16 protein-coding genes are annotated in these 17,915 nt (G+C 35.1%); 10 read left to right on the top strand and 6 right to left on the bottom strand.

The features are described from left to right. Positions 1-49 precede the first annotated feature (49 nt). The 5 genes from dnaG (at position 50) to ACTYA4_RS17345 (ending at position 5,769) form a co-directional block, all read left to right on the top strand. Positions 50-1,864: a DNA primase gene (gene dnaG / locus ACTYA4_RS17365; protein ID WP_443482951.1), complete on the top strand. Its 1,815-nt coding sequence runs from the start codon at positions 50-52 to the stop codon at positions 1,862-1,864. Between the two features lie 42 nt (positions 1,865-1,906). Continuing rightward, positions 1,907-3,031, top strand: coding sequence for an RNA polymerase sigma factor RpoD (gene rpoD, locus ACTYA4_RS17360; RefSeq protein WP_443482952.1), 1,125 nt, complete (start codon positions 1,907-1,909; stop codon positions 3,029-3,031). A 284-nt stretch (positions 3,032-3,315) separates the two neighbouring features. Beyond that, positions 3,316-3,843, top strand: a complete 528-nt coding sequence (locus ACTYA4_RS17355) for a hypothetical protein (protein WP_443482953.1) — start codon at positions 3,316-3,318, stop codon at positions 3,841-3,843. Between the two features lie 104 nt (positions 3,844-3,947). Beyond that, positions 3,948-4,676, top strand: coding sequence for a tRNA (adenine(22)-N(1))-methyltransferase (locus ACTYA4_RS17350; RefSeq protein ID WP_443482954.1), 729 nt, complete (start codon positions 3,948-3,950; stop codon positions 4,674-4,676). Beyond that, the gene (locus ACTYA4_RS17345) at positions 4,654-5,769 is read left to right on the top strand and encodes a Nif3-like dinuclear metal center hexameric protein (RefSeq protein WP_443482955.1); all 1,116 of its coding nucleotides are present in this window, start codon (positions 4,654-4,656) and stop codon (positions 5,767-5,769) included. Before ACTYA4_RS17350 ends, ACTYA4_RS17345 begins: the two co-directional genes overlap by 23 nt. A gap of 205 nt (positions 5,770-5,974) precedes the next feature. Here ACTYA4_RS17345 and ACTYA4_RS17340 read toward each other — a convergent pair whose 3' ends face one another. Both ACTYA4_RS17340 and vrrA read right to left on the bottom strand, forming a co-directional pair. Further along, on the bottom strand, positions 5,975-6,913 hold the full coding sequence (locus ACTYA4_RS17340) for a 4-hydroxy-3-methylbut-2-enyl diphosphate reductase (RefSeq protein ID WP_443482956.1): 939 nt from the start codon (positions 6,911-6,913) through the stop codon (positions 5,975-5,977). A gap of 382 nt (positions 6,914-7,295) precedes the next feature. After that, positions 7,296-7,871 carry a VrrA/YqfQ family protein gene (vrrA, locus tag ACTYA4_RS17335; protein WP_443482957.1) on the bottom strand — a complete coding sequence of 192 codons (576 nt, stop codon included), beginning with the start codon at positions 7,869-7,871 and terminating at the stop codon, positions 7,296-7,298. Between the two features lie 319 nt (positions 7,872-8,190). Between vrrA and ACTYA4_RS17330 the strand changes: the two genes are divergently transcribed. Beyond that, positions 8,191-9,498: a DEAD/DEAH box helicase gene (locus tag ACTYA4_RS17330; protein ID WP_443482958.1), complete on the top strand. Its 1,308-nt coding sequence runs from the start codon at positions 8,191-8,193 to the stop codon at positions 9,496-9,498. 29 nt (positions 9,499-9,527) lie between these two features. Beyond that, the gene (locus tag ACTYA4_RS17325) at positions 9,528-10,421 is read left to right on the top strand and encodes a deoxyribonuclease IV (protein WP_443482959.1); all 894 of its coding nucleotides are present in this window, start codon (positions 9,528-9,530) and stop codon (positions 10,419-10,421) included. Positions 10,422-10,595: 174 nt separating this feature from the next. On the opposite strand, the gene ACTYA4_RS17320 is transcribed toward ACTYA4_RS17325, so the two are convergent. Then, positions 10,596-10,850 carry a DUF2624 domain-containing protein gene (locus ACTYA4_RS17320; RefSeq protein ID WP_443482960.1) on the bottom strand — a complete coding sequence of 85 codons (255 nt, stop codon included), beginning with the start codon at positions 10,848-10,850 and terminating at the stop codon, positions 10,596-10,598. Between the two features lie 194 nt (positions 10,851-11,044). On the opposite strand from ACTYA4_RS17320, the gene zur reads away from it, so the two are divergent. Beyond that, positions 11,045-11,458 carry a zinc uptake transcriptional repressor Zur gene (gene zur, locus ACTYA4_RS17315; RefSeq protein WP_443482961.1) on the top strand — a complete coding sequence of 138 codons (414 nt, stop codon included), beginning with the start codon at positions 11,045-11,047 and terminating at the stop codon, positions 11,456-11,458. 50 nt (positions 11,459-11,508) lie between these two features. Here the strand turns inward: zur and ACTYA4_RS17310 are convergent, their stop codons facing one another. Then, the gene (locus ACTYA4_RS17310; protein ID WP_443482962.1) at positions 11,509-12,093 is read right to left on the bottom strand and encodes a 5' nucleotidase, NT5C type; all 585 of its coding nucleotides are present in this window, start codon (positions 12,091-12,093) and stop codon (positions 11,509-11,511) included. Between the two features lie 532 nt (positions 12,094-12,625). On the opposite strand from ACTYA4_RS17310, the gene ACTYA4_RS17305 reads away from it, so the two are divergent. Beyond that, positions 12,626-12,970, top strand: a complete 345-nt coding sequence (locus ACTYA4_RS17305; RefSeq protein WP_443482963.1) for a DUF4190 domain-containing protein — start codon at positions 12,626-12,628, stop codon at positions 12,968-12,970. A gap of 389 nt (positions 12,971-13,359) precedes the next feature. On the opposite strand, the gene ispG is transcribed toward ACTYA4_RS17305, so the two are convergent. After that, a complete protein-coding gene (gene ispG, locus ACTYA4_RS17300; protein WP_443482970.1) occupies positions 13,360-14,469 on the bottom strand; it encodes a flavodoxin-dependent (E)-4-hydroxy-3-methylbut-2-enyl-diphosphate synthase in 1,110 nt (369 codons plus the stop codon). A 377-nt stretch (positions 14,470-14,846) separates the two neighbouring features. Then, a complete protein-coding gene (gene yqfZ / locus ACTYA4_RS17295) occupies positions 14,847-15,170 on the bottom strand; it encodes a protein YqfZ (RefSeq protein WP_443482964.1) in 324 nt (107 codons plus the stop codon). A gap of 893 nt (positions 15,171-16,063) precedes the next feature. Between yqfZ and ACTYA4_RS17290 the strand changes: the two genes are divergently transcribed. Next, on the top strand, positions 16,064-17,749 hold the full coding sequence (locus ACTYA4_RS17290; RefSeq protein WP_443482965.1) for a methyl-accepting chemotaxis protein: 1,686 nt from the start codon (positions 16,064-16,066) through the stop codon (positions 17,747-17,749). Positions 17,750-17,915: the final 166 nt, after the last annotated feature.

Below are 17,915 nucleotides of genomic sequence, written 5' to 3'. Positions count from 1 at the left end.
TTAATGTCGAATACCTCACTTAGGCAAGTTAGTAGGGGAGATGTCTTAAATGGCTGGGCTTATTCCTGAAGAAAAAATTAATCAAATAAAACAAGCAGTTGACATTGTGGATGTTATTGGCGAACATGTTCAATTAACAAAACAAGGTCGTAATTTTTTAGGATTATGTCCGTTTCACGGAGAAAAAACGCCATCATTTTCCGTTTCTCCTGAAAAGCAAATTTTTCACTGTTTTGGCTGCAATGCAGGTGGCAATGTATTTTCTTTTTTAATGGATTTAGAAGGATTTTCCTTTCAAGAAGTTGCTGCAAAGTTAGCAAAAAGGGCGAATATTGAGATTGGTTCGGAATGGACCGATACAGAAAAGAAAAAAAGCATTCCTAATGATTTACAGCAAATGCTTGACGCTCATGATTTGTTAACAAAATTTTATCATCATTTATTAGTAAATACAAAGGATGGTCAACATGCTTTAGAATATTTACTAAATAGAGGCTTTACTCTTCCTGTTATTGAAAAATTTCAAATAGGATATGCTATGGAAACATGGGATTTGGCAGTAAAGTTTTTAGGAAAAAGAAAATATGATGTTCCATTGATGGAAAAAGCAGGACTAATTATTAAAAGTGAAAAGGAAAATAAGTATTTTGACCGTTTTAGGGATCGAATTATCTTTCCAATTACGGATCGTAATGGTCATACAATTGCTTTTTCAGGGCGTACACTAGGGGAGTCCCATCCCAAATATTTGAACAGCCCTGAAACTCCAATTTTTAATAAAAGTAGTACACTTTATAATTTTCATATGGCGAGGCCAAACATTCGGAAGTTACAACATGCCGTTCTTTTTGAAGGGTTTGCCGATTGTATCGCGGCTTTTAGGTCAGGGATAGAAAATGGTATTGCAACTATGGGTACGTCTTTAACAAACGAGCATATTGGTATTCTAAAAAGAAATGCTCAAACCGTAACCATTTGTTATGATTCAGATTCTGCTGGAATTGAAGCGGCAAATCGAGCAGGAGAGCTTTTAATAAAAGCAAACTGCACCGTTAAAGTGGCTTTATTACCAGATGGAATGGATCCAGATGATGTTGTCAGCAAATTTGGCGAAGAAAAATTGCAACATGAAATCCTTCATAGCAGTATTCCTTTTATGAGTTTTAAATTACTTTATTATCGTAGAGGGAAAAATCTTCAAAATGAAGGAGATAAGCTAACGTATATAGAAGAAGTAATAGGAGAAGTTGCTAAGCTTGAGAAAGCAGTTGAAAAAGACTTCTATATAAGACAGCTAGCTTCTGAATTTTCTATCTCTTTAGAAGCGCTTCTGCAGCAAGAGAAACAAGTTGCAGAATCAATAAAAAGAAATGATTCAAATAAAAGCATTACTACACCAGTTAAGCAATATAGTGTAAGAAAACAAGTGAAAAATTTATTACCCGCATTTCATACAGCAGAAAGAAGGCTGCTTGCGCATATGCTTAAAAGTGAAGATACCGCTTTTAAAGTGCAGGATAATTTGCAAGGGAAAACCTTTAATATTGATGAACATCAGGCGATTTTTACGTACCTGTTAGCTTATTATGAAAAGGGGCAAAGCTCTGATACAAGTTCATTTATTAATTTCGTTGATGATCATGAACTAAAGCGGATGGTAGTAGATATTGAAATGATGGATATTAACGATGAAATAAGTGATCAAGAATTATTGGACTACTTGAAACAACTATTAAATTATGAAAAGCTGCAAGTGATAAAAGAAAAAAAGGCATTACAAAAAGACGCCGAAAGGCAACAGGACTTTGGTAGGGCAGCGCAAATTGGCATGGAAGTTCTGGAGTTAGAAAAAGCGCTGAAATAATAAAAATGGATTTGTCTTGATTTTTTGGAAGGAGGGGGACATATGGCTGAAAAGTCAGCCCGTTCAAAAGAGGTTGAAACGGAATTGACCCTTGATCAGGTAAAGGAACAAATAACAGAAGTAGGTAAAAAAACAGGTGTTTTAGCATATGATGATATTGCTGAAAAATTATCCAGTTTTGAATTAGACTCCCATCAAATGGATGAGTTTTATGAGTTTTTAGGAGACCAAGGTGTAGAACTTATTGGGGATACAGAAGACGAAGCTCCTAATGTTCAAGAACTAGCTAAAGGGGAGGAAGAATTCGATTTAAATGATTTAAGTGTTCCTCCTGGCGTTAAAATAAATGATCCAGTTAGAATGTATTTAAAAGAAATTGGCAGAGTGGATTTATTATCTGCTGAAGAAGAAATTAATTTAGCTAAACGAATTGAAGAAGGCGATGAAGAAGCAAAACGACGTCTCGCAGAAGCAAACTTACGTTTAGTTGTAAGTATTGCAAAAAGATATGTTGGACGTGGAATGATGTTCCTTGATCTTATTCAAGAAGGAAATATGGGCTTAATTAAAGCAGTAGAAAAATTTGATTATATTAAAGGATATAAGTTTAGTACGTATGCTACTTGGTGGATTCGTCAAGCTATTACAAGAGCAATAGCAGATCAGGCAAGAACGATTCGTATACCCGTTCACATGGTTGAAACGATAAATAAATTAATTCGTGTGCAGCGACAACTTCTTCAAGATTTAGGACGTGAACCAACTCCTGAAGAAATTGGCGAGGATATGGACTTAACTCCTGATAAAGTAAGAGAAATTCTTAAAATTGCTCAAGAGCCAGTGTCATTAGAAACACCAATTGGGGAAGAAGATGATTCGCATTTAGGCGACTTCATTGAAGACCAAGATGCAACCTCACCATCAGAGCATGCAGCATATGAGCTGTTAAAAGAACAATTAGAGGATGTTCTCGATACTTTAACAGATCGTGAAGAAAACGTGTTAAGATTACGCTTCGGTCTTGATGACGGTCGTACACGTACTTTGGAAGAAGTAGGTAAAGTGTTTGGTGTAACACGTGAGCGCATTCGTCAAATTGAAGCAAAAGCATTAAGAAAGCTAAGACATCCAAGCAGAAGCAAACGATTAAAAGATTTCTTAGAGTAAGAAAATTGTTCGCAACGTGAAAGAACGGATTGTAAAGAAATAGTTTACTTCTTACATTGGAAGTAGCTATTTCTTTTTTTTGAAAAGGGGCGGAACTGCGCCGTTTTATATAGAAATACACGAACGATGGTGCTTTGTATGTTGTTGCTTATTCCTATGAGAAAAAGAGTAGCTCCGTTCACACCACCTTTATTAGGTTAAAAACTGCCTTTTCCTTGTTAGATGAAGGAGACGAGGTATGAGTCTCCTTATATGTTTTTGTTATACATAAGGATGTGAAAAAAATGGATGAAAATAGAAAAAAAGTAATTGTTAAAGAAATCATCTATTGGAAGAAAAGTCGTATGCTTCCAGAGCATTATTGTGATTATTTGTTATCACTATATACGGAAGGAAACCAACCAGTAGAAGAAACAACGAAAAAAACATCGGTTATGTCCAGTAGTCTTTTTTTATTGTTCATTCCTTTAACAGTAGTTTTATTATATTTTACTGAATTGTCTTTCATTTTGCAAATAGCTATTTCCCTAATTTTTCTAACTTTTTGTATCATTAGTATGTATTTTTATAAAAATAAAAACAGCTCCGTTCATATTCCAGCTGCGGTGGCAGCATTAATTGTTTTAATTACAAGTACGTACGTTGTTTTATATTTTTTTTCAAATAATTTATTATTTTTATCTATTGTCTTAAGTATAAATTGTGTTTGTTGGTTTATTGTTGGAAAAAGATATAAGTTATTATATTTTACAATTTCTTCGGTTGTAGGATTCGTGTTATTATGTTGGTTATTCTTAATGAAAATAGTATAAAAAGAATCACATGGTTTTTTGCATCCTGATTCAACAAAAATTATACTAGTAGTTGATAAGGCAGATATAAATATAAAAAAGATAAAATGAAATGTGGGGGTAAAATGAATACAGATAAATTATCGCAACGATTAGAAGCGGTGGCAAAATATATACCAGTTGGATCTAAATTTGCAGATATTGGTTCAGATCATGCTTACTTACCTTGTTATATGCTGAAAAAAGAGAAAGCTTCCTTCGCAATAGCAGGTGAAGTTGTAGAAGGACCATTTCAATCTGCTTGTAAACAAGTAAGACAAGAAGGGTTAGCATCCGTTATAGCTGTAAGAAAAGGAAATGGATTAGAAGTAATTAACCTGGGAGAAGTCGATTGTATTACAATTGCAGGAATGGGTGGTTCACTTATTGCTACCATTCTTGAACAAGGCAAGCACAAGCTTTCTACTGTAAAAAGATTAGTGCTTCAGCCAAATATTCATGCATTTTCTATTCGCCTATGGCTGCTTGAAAATGGCTGGAAATTAATAGAGGAAGAAATTATTGAAGAAGATGGAAAGATTTATGAAATATTAGTAGCAGAACAAGGAATAGCAAAAGATCCGTATACAGCTAATATAGATACTGAATTATTATTAGGTCCTATTCTTATGAAAGAGAAAAATAAAGCTTTTCAAAAAAAATGGTTAGCTGAGCGAAAAAACTGGGAGAGAATTATGGCACAGCTTTCATCCGCACCTGATTCAAAGGAAAATCAAACAAAAAAGCAGGAATTAGAATCAAAAATAAATATGGTGAAGGAGGTATTGGCAGATGAAACAAATAAACGGATATGAGATCATTTCTTTATTTGAACAATATTCTCCAAAAGCATATGCGATGGAAGGGGATAAAATCGGCCTGCAAGTGGGGGACCTTAGCCGGCCGGTAAAAAATGTCATGGTTGCATTAGATGTGTTGGATGAAGTAGTGGAAGAAGCGATTGCTAAAAAGGTAGATTTAATTATTGCGCATCATCCACCAATATTTCGTCCTTTATCGAAAATTACAAGTGATAATCCATCTGGACAATTAATGCAAAAATTAATTAAACACGATATATCCGTTTATGCAGCCCACACAAACTTAGATGTAGCAAAAGGTGGGGTAAATGATTTATTAAGTGAGACGTTGGGATTAAAAAATGCCGAAGTGCTTGTACCAACGTATGAAGATAAATTAAAAAAATTAGTGGTTTATGTGCCGGGGGAAAGTGCTGATGAAGTCAAAGCTGCTTTAGGTAATGCTGGAGCTGGTGCGATTGGAAACTATACACATTGCCTGTTTGCAACAGAGGGAAAAGGTCAATTTAAACCAGGCGAAGAAACAAATCCATATATCGGAGAAGCTAATCAATTAGAAGTAGTAGACGAAATAAAAATAGAAACTGTTTTTCCTGCATCATTAGAAAAAAAAATAATAAAAGCAATGCTAAAGGCACATCCATACGAAGAGGTTGCGTATGATATATATGAACTCCAACTTAAAGGAGCACAATTAGGATTAGGTAGAATTGGAAAGGTAGAAGAAATGACACTTTCTGAGTTTGCCAATCATGTTAAAAAAGCGTTAGAAGTAGATGCTGTTCGAGTAGTAGGAGATTTACAGGCAAAAATAAAAAAAGTTGCCGTTTTAGGTGGAGATGGAAATAAATATTATTCCCATGCTCTTTTTAAAGGCGCAGATGTGTATATAACAGGTGATATGTATTATCATGTTGCACATGATGCAAAAGCACTGGGATTAAATATAATCGATCCAGGACATAATGTTGAAAAAGTAATGAAAAAAGGCGTTGCACATGTATTAACCACGATGTGTAGTCAAAAAGGTTATGATGTCCATATTTTCCCGTCTGAAATTCATACTGATCCATTTCAGTTTGTGTAATATAGAAAAGCGGAGGCGCCTTGAACAGCCCCGAAGAAAAATGTTCATTTGACTCGAAAAGTGCTTTTTACTTTTAGAGGCAAAGGGTTATTTTTCACAGGGGCTAGGCGCAGGAGCTAGATAGTAATCAAACTTGAAACCTATAAATTCTGATACGCGTAAAAAAGCAAAAAGCACCTTGAAAGGGTGCTTTTTGATCTTCTTTTTACCTTTTAACTTTAGGCAGGATTTTATGCAATGGAACTTTTTTCTCTCGATTCCATGTGCTTTCATCTGCAGGATCATATTGTTCAAGAAAGTTTATTACTTCTTTTGTAATTGGTGTAGGGGTGGAAGCGCCAGCTGTAACTGCCACTACATTAGCATCTTTAATCCAATCAAGCTCTAGTTCAGAAATATCGGCAATACGATATGCTGTAGTATGCGCAATTTCTTCTGAAACTTGTGCTAATCGATTAGAGTTGTTGCTTTTGGGATCTCCTACTACAATTAAGACATCTGCAGAACCCGCTTGTTCTGCAACTGCTTCTTGACGAACTTGTGTTGCCAAACAAATTTCTTTATGAAATTCTGCATGAGGAAACTTAGTTTTAATAGCTTCCATTAAATCCGCGACATCCCATTGACTCATGGTCGTTTGATTGGTGACAAGGATTTTTGTTTGGTTAATTTCTAATTTTTCTACATCATCAATTGTCTCCACTAACGAAACAGCATGTGGAGCAACTCCAACCGCACCCTCTGGTTCTGGATGTCCTTTCTTTCCAATATATATAATAAAATAGCCTTCTTTTTCTTTTTCTTTTATTAAATCATGGGTTTTTGTGACATCAGGGCATGTTGCATCTAATGTGACAAGACCTTTTTGTTTGGCGATTTCCCTTATTTCAGGAGAAACACCATGTGCAGTAAATATGACAGTCCCTTTTTCTACTTTTTCCAATATTTCTTTTCGGTTTTGTCCATCTAATGTGATAATACCATCTTCTTCAAAGGCATCAGTTACATGTTTATTATGAACAATCATGCCTAGAATATAAATTGGTCGTGGTAATGTTTTATCTAAAGCCGCATTTCGGGCAATAACCATTGCATCAACTACCCCATAACAATAACCCCTTGGGGCAATTTTAATTACTTTCATTTTTATTCCTCCCGCCACGCACTTCTTCTCTTTATTATTCATTGGTCAGCTAAAAAATAATCTGACTATATGAATGTAAATCATGCAATATTTCTATTATATATAACTTATGTACAGATGACAAAGAATTAAAAAATAGTAAAAGCTTCAGGTTATCAATTAATGCTTTTGATCAGACTGAAGCTTTATCAAAATTAAAGAAAGTAAAAAAATTTGAACTTAGACGAGTGTCTAGCTCCAGCACCCTATCGACATCAACACTTCCCTCACCTCGTCTACGATAAGTCAACATCGAATCGCTTCGCTCTTCGTGTTTCCTTTATCTCACTCGATTCAGTCCAGCTTTTTCCGTCGATGAGCAAGGGTACTTCCACTTTTCTTATTATATATACATTTTTGGTACAGAAGGACCTTTTGTTCTTTCTGGAGCATCTGTTGTTTCCCATTCTTCAATTCCTGTATCGTCAACAGATATATGTTTGGAAGTAGTTTTTTTAGGAGTTTTTTCTTTTTTAGTAGGTGTATCTTTTGCATTGGAAGTATCTTCATTAGAGAAATCAGCATTTTTTAATCCTCTATATAATTTCCACATCGCAGGAATGTTGCGAACCATTGGACCGTATTGGTTTATCATTGGACCTATTTGACTCGCAGTATTCAGAAACTTTTGTGAGTTAGCAAGAAATCCATTAATGGAAGCTGGATTTGTGATTGCTTTTAGAATCCCACCGCCAGAACTAGCACTTCTTGCACCAGCATTTGCGACATTTCCTGCAGCATTTGCTGCTGCACCTCTATTGTTTCTGCCAAGTAATTTAGAAAGAATGCCTCCACCACCATTTCTGGTTGGAGCTCCTCCTCTGCCCATCATCGGATTTCGGAAATTAGGGGGGACTTGCTGCATCATTCTCCCTCCCATCATGCCTCTTTGGTAAGGAATGCGTGGTCTTGGTGGCATTTTTTTGCCTCCTTTCACATTTGCTACTGTATAGCGTATGCAGAAGCAAGATTTTTGTTTAGGAATTATGCGGAAGAAAGTAAAATCAAAAAGCTAATTTCATAAAAGGAAGACATACTAAAAATCAGCTATAACGTTTAAACTAATAAATATATAAGTGGTCTTTTGTGCAAATCTTTATTATAATAACATGATGAACAAGTAAGCGAATAAATGAATAAACAGGATGATTCAGGCTTTATCTTAACCCTCTTGATTTGTCTGACAATAGTTCTGTTTGGATATCTATCATTTGCATTACTATGAAGGAGTTATAAAAATGAGTGAAACAAAATTTAATCAATACAATTTAAAACCGTTTATTATAAAAGCTGTTGAAGAATTAGGTTTTTATGAACCAACAGAAATACAAGCGAAAGTAATGCCGTTAATATTAAAAGGCGAAAGTGCGATTGGGCAATCCCAAACAGGTACGGGAAAAACCCATTCTTATTTATTGCCTATCTTGCAAAAAATTGTCCCGGAAAAACAAGAAGTACAAGCTGTTATTACAGCACCAACAAGAGAACTAGCAGCGCAAATCCATCAAGAAATTGTAAAAATAACAAAACATGCTGATGCTATTACGTCCCGATTATTTATAGGGGGAACAGATAAGCAAAGAACCATCGAAAAATTAAAAGCACAGCCGCATATTGTTGTTGGAACACCAGGAAGAATAAACGACTTAGTACAAGAACAAGCATTAATGGTATTTACTGCATCAACTTTAATTGTGGATGAAGCGGATCTCATGTTAGATATGGGCTTTATTGAGGATGTGGATCAAATTGCAGCAAGAATGCCAAAAGATTTAAATATGTTTGTTTTTTCTGCAACCATTCCAGAAAAATTGAAGCCGTTTTTAAAAAAATATTTAGAGAATCCAACTTTTATTCATATTGAGCCAAAACAGCTGACAGCAGCTAAAATTGACCATGTACTTATCCCATCAAGACATCGGGATAAAGTAACAACAGTTTATGAAGCACTGAAAAGTTTTAATCCTTATTTGGCGATTGTTTTCACAAATACAAAACAGATGTGTGAAGAAGTGGCAATGGGCCTTGCTAACAAAGGGTTAAAGGTAGCAAGACTGCATGGCGGTTTAAGTCCTAGAGAAAGAAAAAAAGTAATGAAACAAATATTGGACTTAGAATTTCAATACATTATCGCAACCGATCTTGCAGCAAGAGGAATTGATATTAAAGGAATTAGTCATGTTATTAATTATGAACTTCCTTCTGATTTAGATTTTTATGTTCACCGAGTAGGAAGAACCGCTCGTGCAGGCTATTCAGGCATTGCTTTAACCATTTATGAAACATCAGATGAAGATGCGTTAAATCAGCTTGAAAAAAAGGGTATTGAATTTAAAAACATGGATTTAAAAAATGGAGAATGGATCTCTATTGAAGATAGAAATCGTCGTAAAAAACGTCAAAAACAAGCGGATGAAGTAGATGCAAAAGCAAAATCGTTAGTTAAAAAACCGAAAAAAGTAAAACCAGGCTATAAAAAGAAAATGCAGCGTGAAGTAGAAAGTATTAAAAAGAGAGAAAGACGAATGAAAAGTAAAAGAAAATAAAGCTGCATCATAGAAGAGGAGAGATTAGGTTGTTAAAAATTGGTTCACATGTTTCCATGAGCGGCAAAAAAATGCTTTTAGCGGCAAGTGAAGAGGCTGTTTCATATGGTGCCAATACGTTTATGATTTATACAGGTGCACCGCAAAATACAAGAAGAAAAAAAATCGAAGAATTAAATATTGAAGCAGGTCATCTTCATATGGAGGAAAATGGGATTGCTGAGATAGTTGTTCATGCTCCATATATCATCAATATTGCGAATACAACCAATCCAGCGACCTTTGAACTTGGTGTCAATTTCTTGCGTTCTGAGATTGAACGAACAGAAAGTTTAGGAGCGAAACAAATTGTGTTGCATCCAGGGGCTCATGTTGGAGCTGGAACGGAAGTCGGCATAAAAAAAATTATCGAAGGATTAAATGAAGTTTTAACCGGAAAAGAAAATCTTCAAATAGCATTAGAAACGATGGCTGGAAAAGGATCAGAATGTGGAAAAACATTTGAAGAACTAGCAATGATTATGGATGGTGTAACGTATAATGAAAAACTATCCGTATGTTTTGATACATGTCATACACATGATGCAGGTTATCCTATTGTCGAAGATTTTGACGGTGTATTAAATGAATTTGATCGTGTTATTGGGATAGAAAAGCTAAAGGTTCTACACATTAATGACAGTAAAAACGCTCAAGGTATGAGAAAGGACCGTCACGAAAATATCGGATACGGCCATATTGGTTTTGCTGCATTAAATCATATTGTTCATCACCCGCAGCTAATGGATGTTGTAAAAATCTTAGAAACACCATATGTTGGAGAAGATAAAAAAAATAAAAAAGCACCATATAAGCATGAAATTGACATGTTCAAAAAACAAACATTTAATAGCAATTTATTAGACGAAATATTAATGGGATAAATAGTTTAATCAGTTTGGAACATTCGTAAAATAAGGACCTTCAGATTCAGAAGGTCCTTATTTTGGTTAAATGGAATAAGTAAACTACCGAAAACAAAAAGGTTTGTTAGAACAGAAGGCACAAAAATCAACATGTATTTTGGTTATCTATATGTTCAACAGGCGAAAATTCAGTTATTTTGCAAAAAGAGTAAACAGTTGATTCACTTCTTTAGCTGTTGTGGGACTGGTAATTTTGGAAATTTCTCTTATAAGGTCCGCTCTTTCCGCTGGATTAAAGATATTGATTTTTTTTCCATTTAAATATTTTGCTAACTTTACCGCTTCATCGTCCGAAATAGCAACTTTAAATTGTTTACTATACTTTAATAACTCAGTTGAAGTTATGTTGCTTATTTTATGGTTGATAATATTTTCAAAAATTTTCATTTCATCACTCCCCACTCTAACATATGAACAAAATGGGTGAATTGTGCTAACTTTTTTGAAAAGAAGTGCAACTTGCTTTCTATAAACTCTTCTTGTATACTATTTTAGATAAATCGTAACCATTACTAAATTTTAAAAATACTGGCAAGGAGCATCCGTAAAGCTAAATATAGAAAAAATTGGAGATGGGAGAATTGAATGTACAGCAAGCTTTAGAAATTTTAAAAGAAAAAGGGTACAAACATACTGGAAAAAGAGAAGAAATGCTGGAATTATTTGCACATAGCAACAAATATATAACAGCCAAAGAAGTGCTGGATCGATTAAAACATGATTATCCTGGTTTAAGTTTTGACACTATTTACCGCAATTTATCCTTATTTGCTCAATTGAATATTTTTGAAATGACAGAGTTAAATGGAGAAAAACACTTCCGATTTACATGCCCTCATCAACAGCATCACCATCATTTTATTTGTTTAGAATGCGGAAAAACAAAAGAAATCATCACATGCCCAATGGAAGAATTAACAGATAATTTAAAAGGATATGATGTTTCTGGACATAAATTCGAAATTTATGGAAGATGTCCTGATTGTATTCAGTAAAAAAGAAAAGCGGAAGCGCCTTGCTGAACCAAGCGCTTTCGCTTTTCTTATTACTTCGATATTAAGGAAGATTTAGCCCAATTGTTAACCCATTTATACGCATCACTCCAATTAGCGACTCTTATTACTCCGTCTGGAATAGGGTCTCTATTATATGGCGTATCAAATAAAATCACAGGAATGCCGCATTCTTCATGAATCATAACAGCATTATCGTGTTTATCTTCAAAGAATATATCGACTTCGTAATTTTTTGCTGCCGCAATTTTATGATGGGAACCAATTAAGTCGATATGATCAAAGGAAAGTCCATTTTCAGAAAACCATTTTTTTGTCACTTCCATAAGATGCGTACTTCTTGCACTAATAAAGTATAATTCAAACTCTTGCGCCCATTTTATTAATACTTCATTAGCGCCTTCAGCAAGTGGGGAAGCTGCATAAATACGTGATTCATTATCAATAAACCATTGGTTAAATTCTTCTTTTGACACACTTACAAGTGGGTATAAATCATATTCTTTAATATTCTCTAACGTAATATTTAACTGAAAACTTTCATTTAAATATGGTACAAATGTGGAAGGGCAAGTAACAGTACCATCAATATCAATTCCAAATCGTAATTTCTTCATCTTGTACTCCTTTGTTAATGGTAGCTTATTTGTAAACGGTATGATCATTCAAACATTATTATAGGAACTATGTATCCTATTTATAAGCTTAACAAAATAACATCCATATCGAAAGGTTTTCGTTTATAACAATGGCTGTTTTCGTATAGATTGTTGCTTTTAAACGCGCAGCCTGAATACACTTCGTCCGTTTAGCGAGCGTCGAGCCTCCTCGTCGCATACGCTCCTGTGGGGTCTCGTCTTTCACTCATTCCCACAGGAGTCTACGTGTATTCAGGCTGCTAAGAAACACTTTTCAAATGTTTTTTTATGTAAAAAACAACAAACTTTGAGAAAACAGCTATAACAATTTATTGTTTACTTGTTTGTCTGTAAATCCCCACTGTTTACGTGAAAGTCGTTTACTACTAGTAATGTGGTTATATACAGGACCAAGAAAAAATGTTAATACAGTAAAACATTAACATTAATAAAAAAAGGGAAATCGGTGATGATAATAAATGCTCCTATTAATGAAAGCGAGGGATTCATCATGGCAAATAATCTAGGCAATGAAGGATACGATCTTCGAGATAGAGAGCAAGAAGATATTAAAAGAGAAGATTATTTAGAAGAAACTTCAGCTGAATTTGCAGGCCCTATTACTTACGATAATGATCGCCGGAAGGAAAGAGTAGATGGTGGGAGAGGGATAGGCATAACTGCGTTAATCTTATCCATCATCTCTTTATTTGTATGGCCGATTATATTAGGAGCAGTAAGTATAGTATTAGGGTTTGTTGCTAGAAGAAGAGGAGCAGCAACCCTTGGCACTTGGGCTATTTCGCTAGGGGCAATCGCTGTAATTATTGGAATTTTTATTGCTCCGTTCTTTTAGATAATGAAAAAACCGTCTAAAGGCTTAAGCTTTTAGACGGTTTTTCTTAATAGGAAATAAGGTATAGATTTTCTGAAGATAGACGAGTGTCTAGCTTCAACGCCTAGCTCCTGTAAAAGATAACCTCTTGTCTCTAAAAAGTAAAGGGCACTTTTTGAGCCAAGAGAACATTTTTCTTCGGGGCGGAACAAGACGCTTCCGCTTTTCTAATCGTCTAGGAAATTATAAACGAAATGGGATTGTGGATAACTCGGCGGTTGTGTCCGCATCTAGCTCCAGCGCCTAGCTCTGAAGAAAAATGTTCACATGCCTCTAAAAGTAAAAAGCACTTTTAGAGGCATGTGAACATTTTTCTTCAGAGCTGTTCAAGGCGCTTGCGCTTTTGTTCTTTATTGATTTATTTTTTCCGCTTCTTCTTCTGCCGCTTTTTTTGCAAAATATTCTTCGGCAATGATATCTATTTCTTTTTTCAATTCTTCTACCATTGTTTCTTCTGGAACTTTTCGAACAATTTTTCCTTTGCGGAATAATAATCCTTCACCACGAGCACCTGCGATTCCAATATCTGCTTCTCTTGCTTCACCTGGACCGTTAACAGCACAACCAAGTACGGCAACTTTAATTGGAGCTTTTATTGTCGAGATATATTCTTCCACTTCATTTGCAATGGAAATTAAATCAATTTCAATTCTGCCACAAGTTGGGCATGAAATAAGGGTAGCTGCATTGGACGACAATCCAAATGATTTTAGCAATTCACGTGCTACTTTTACTTCCTCTACAGGGTCCGCGCTTAAAGAAATACGAAGAGTGTTTCCAATTCCTTTACTTAGAATGGCTCCCAATCCAGCAGCACTTTTCACCGTACCGGCAAATAGCGTTCCAGATTCTGTAATCCCAAGATGTAATGGATAATCAAATGCTTTTGCTGCTTTTTCATATGCTTCTATAGCTAAATTCACATCAGAAGCTTTCATAGATACGATAATATTATGGAAGTCTAAATCCTCCAAAATTTTAATATGATGAAGTGCACTTTCAACCATTCCGTCCGCTGTTGGATACCCATATTTTTCAAGAATTCTTTTTTCAAGTGAACCAGCATTAACACCAATTCGAATAGGAATTCCTTTTTCTTTAGCAGCTGTTACAACAGCTTCCACTTTTTCTCTTTTGCCAATATTACCAGGGTTAATTCTGATTTTATCGGCACCGCCTTCAATTGCTTTAAGAGCTAGGCGATAATCAAAATGAATATCGACAACAAGGGGAATATTAATTTGTTTTTTTATGTCCGCAATTGCATTTGCTGCACGTTCATCTGGACACGCAACACGAACAATTTGACAGCCTGCTTCTTCTAAACGTTTTATTTCTGCAACAGTAGCTTCAACATCATGTGTTTTAGTTGTTGTCATACTTTGAATAACAAGTTCATTATTTCCCCCAATTGTTAAATTGCCAACTTTAATTGGACGGGTTTTAGTACGATGTATTATTTCACTCAATGGTGATTCGCTCCTTTAAACATTGGACACGCCAAATATATAGTAGTCAAACTACTTTCTTATTGTAACAATGAATCATAAAGATTGACAAGGAACTTGCTGATTTTTACAGTCTGTTTTATTTTACATAATCCTATTTGGAAAAAATGTGCGTTAGGAAATAGGAACAGACATTTTTCTTCGGGGCTGAGCAAGGCGCCTGCACTTTTGTTCAAAGATAAGAAAGTATAAAATTTCGAACTAGTTTAGTGTCTAGCTTCGGCGCCTAGCCCCTGTGAAAGATAACCTCTTGCCTCTAAAAGTAAAAAACACTTTTTGAGTCAAGAGAACATTTTTCTTCGGGGCTGAGCAAGGCGCCTGCGCTTTTCTTATGGAACTTGTTGATAATCAGGGAAATGATAGATTTTGCCGACCTGAATATCTTCAGGTGATAAATTATCATTTAATTTTTTAAAATCGGCTATTAGTTGGTCAATGCTGACGGGCAAATTTTTATGCAATTCCCTTTCCACAATCAGAAGGACGGTATCACCGGTTTTTACTTTTTGCTGAAATGCTGGAATGGATTGGTTTGGAGCACCAGCTACTTCTATTACAGGCTCTTGGGGAGAGGTAAGAGTACCATGGTTTAAATCAAAATAAATAACATAAATGGTTATAAGGACAAGAAAGATGGTAAAGAGCCTTTTCATAGTATGCCTCCTATGTAATTGATTAGAAATAGGGTGATTTGTTACATGCATATGCTTGTCCAATTGTTCTTATACCTGATTATTTACTAATTCAAACTTCGCACCTTCGAATTCGTTTGCAAATCTTGATAAGACTTGGTTTAGAACAATAAAAAGTAAGGCTTGTTTTTTATTGTTGAGGTTGCTTTCCACTACGGGTTGCTTCGCTTTCCGCGGGGTGGGAGCTGAGCCTCCTCGGCTTTGCCTTGCGGGGTCTCAGCCTTCCCACATTTCCCGCAGGAGTCTTCGCACCCTCCGTTACAAGCAACTTGTTTTAAAATAAGTTCTTGTTTTCGAATTTTATTACAAGGTATTATTGCTAAACAATAGTAGCGTTGATTTTTTTCATGTTATCATTCAACGTTGTTCTACCAAAATGTGCCGCTTGAGTCTATTTCTATAAGGTGGGTGTTTTCACCAGTTCAGCGACAGCAACTAATTGATAAAACGGCTTGATTGAAGTGGAAGGTGCGAGACTCCTGTGGGATTAGCGGGTTAGATGAGACCCCGCAGGCGCAAGCGCCGAGGAGGCTCATCGCACGCCCCACGGAAAGCGAGCATCCTGAAACGGAAAGCAAGCCCCTATTTGTAAGGAATAATGTTTGCAAAAAAAACACCCTAAAAGACTATACAATCACTCTTTTCTAATTGCTCTAAACCAAGTTATGGCAATACATGAAGAGGAATTTATAACTGCGAAGTTTGAGTTACTAATTATTCAAAAAATCAAAGGTGAAGCATATAGGAAAAAAGGGATAGGGAAAAAGATGTAGTTTTATGAAAAATTAACCTTTCCTTTACAAAGGCTTAATATATTTTTGCCAAAATATAAACGTAGAGAAAGGATGACTTTAATGAGAATAAAAAAATTTATATCCATTGAATTTACCATTCAGAAAAGACTGTTGTTGCTTATGATGACACTTCTAATAGCAACGGTTTCAACAGTTTCATATGTTGCTGTAAAAAAATCAAAAGAAATGGCGATTGAGCTGATGCATCAACGACTGGAACAAGAAGTAAAAACAACTTATGTGATGGCACAAAATATGATGCTTACATATATAGGAAATGAAGACAAATTTCAAAAGAAAATGAACCAAGTAGTTCGTGATCAAGATGCAAATTTTTTAAAAGATAATATAGATGCACAATTTTATTTAGTTACTGATCAAGTAGATCCGCTTTTTCAAGTCAATAAGACGACAACATTAAAAATATCTGCTAATACGATACAGGAAATAAAACAAAAAGAATTTGGTGTACTCCAAAAAACGATAGGGCAGCAGCGATATTCCATTGCTTTTCAAAAGATTCAAGAATTAAAAGGCATTTATGTTATTGCTGTTCCTCAAGAAGATTTCTTACAAAAGGTGCAGGACATACAAAATTTAATTATTATGGTATCTATTATAAGTATTTTCGTTACATTGATTATTATTGTTTATTTTGTAAGAAGTATTGTAAAGCCATTAAATGTATTAAGAAACCAGATGAAGGAAGTAAGGGAAGGCAATTTATTTATTCATCCAACCATAAAAACATCTGTTCCTGAAATAAAATCATTAGTGCGCAGCTATACGACTATGATTGACAGAATGAAAATGGTTTTAACGGAAATGAAATCGACAAGTAATCATTTAAGCAACACAGGTAATGTGTTACAAGAACAGTCTGGATTTATTATGGAAAGAAATTCGACCCTATCAGAAATTATTACGGTTGTAAAAAAAGGGGCAGATGAAACAGCAGGCAGTTCAGAAACAGCCATACAAATATTTCAGGAAATGAAACATACGATTGAACAAATTGATTTGAGTATGAATGAAATGAATCATAAAACAGAGGCGATGAATGGAGCAGCACAAAAAGGGGAGCAAAATATGAAGAGTTTATTTCACTCATTGGATTCCTTACAGGCTGAATTTATACATATTACAAATACGATTTTAAACGTAAAAAAACATTCCCAATCCATTGGGGCAATCGTAGACTTGATTCGCGGTTTAGCGGAACAAACTAAATTATTAGCATTAAATGCTTCAATAGAAGCTGCTAGAGCAGGTGAAAATGGCCGTGGATTTGCTGTTGTTGCAAAGGAAGTAAGAAATTTAGCGATGTTATCATCAGATGCTACAGAGGAGATACAAGCATTTACGGCAGAGATGGATTTGATTGCTGAAAATGCGTCAAAGGATATAGAAAAAATTCAAAAAGAATTTACAAGCTGTGAGAATATTTCCGAAAAAAGCAGTCAGTCGATAGATCATTTATTACAAGGAATAACAACCGTAAATAATGGGATTGTAGATAATCAGGAGAAGCTGCTGGAACTGCAATCACTTCTACCTAAAATGGAGAATTCCTCGCTGCATTTAACCTCCATTAGCCAACAAACTTTAGCAAGCTCTGATGAAATGACAACAATTGCTGAACTTCAGCAGGAAGAAGTTAAAACGTATGCGGACGTCAGCATAAAATTAGCGCAGCTTGTGGAATCATTGGAAAACTGCGCAAATCAATTCCAGTTAAATACATAAAAAAGAGGGCAGATTATCGTTTAATTGTAACGATGGACCGCCCTTTTTTTGGAAGGCTGTTTTCTCAAAGTTTGTTGTTTTTTACGTAAAAAAATGGGAGAAGATGTACTCAGCAGACTGAATACACGTAGACTCCTGTGGGAATGCGAGAAAGACGAGACCCCAC

The organism is Niallia yueguangensis (genome assembly GCF_052663115.1).
Note: the sequence above shows the minus strand (reverse complement) of the source record. Positions and strands in the feature narration are given on the sequence as shown.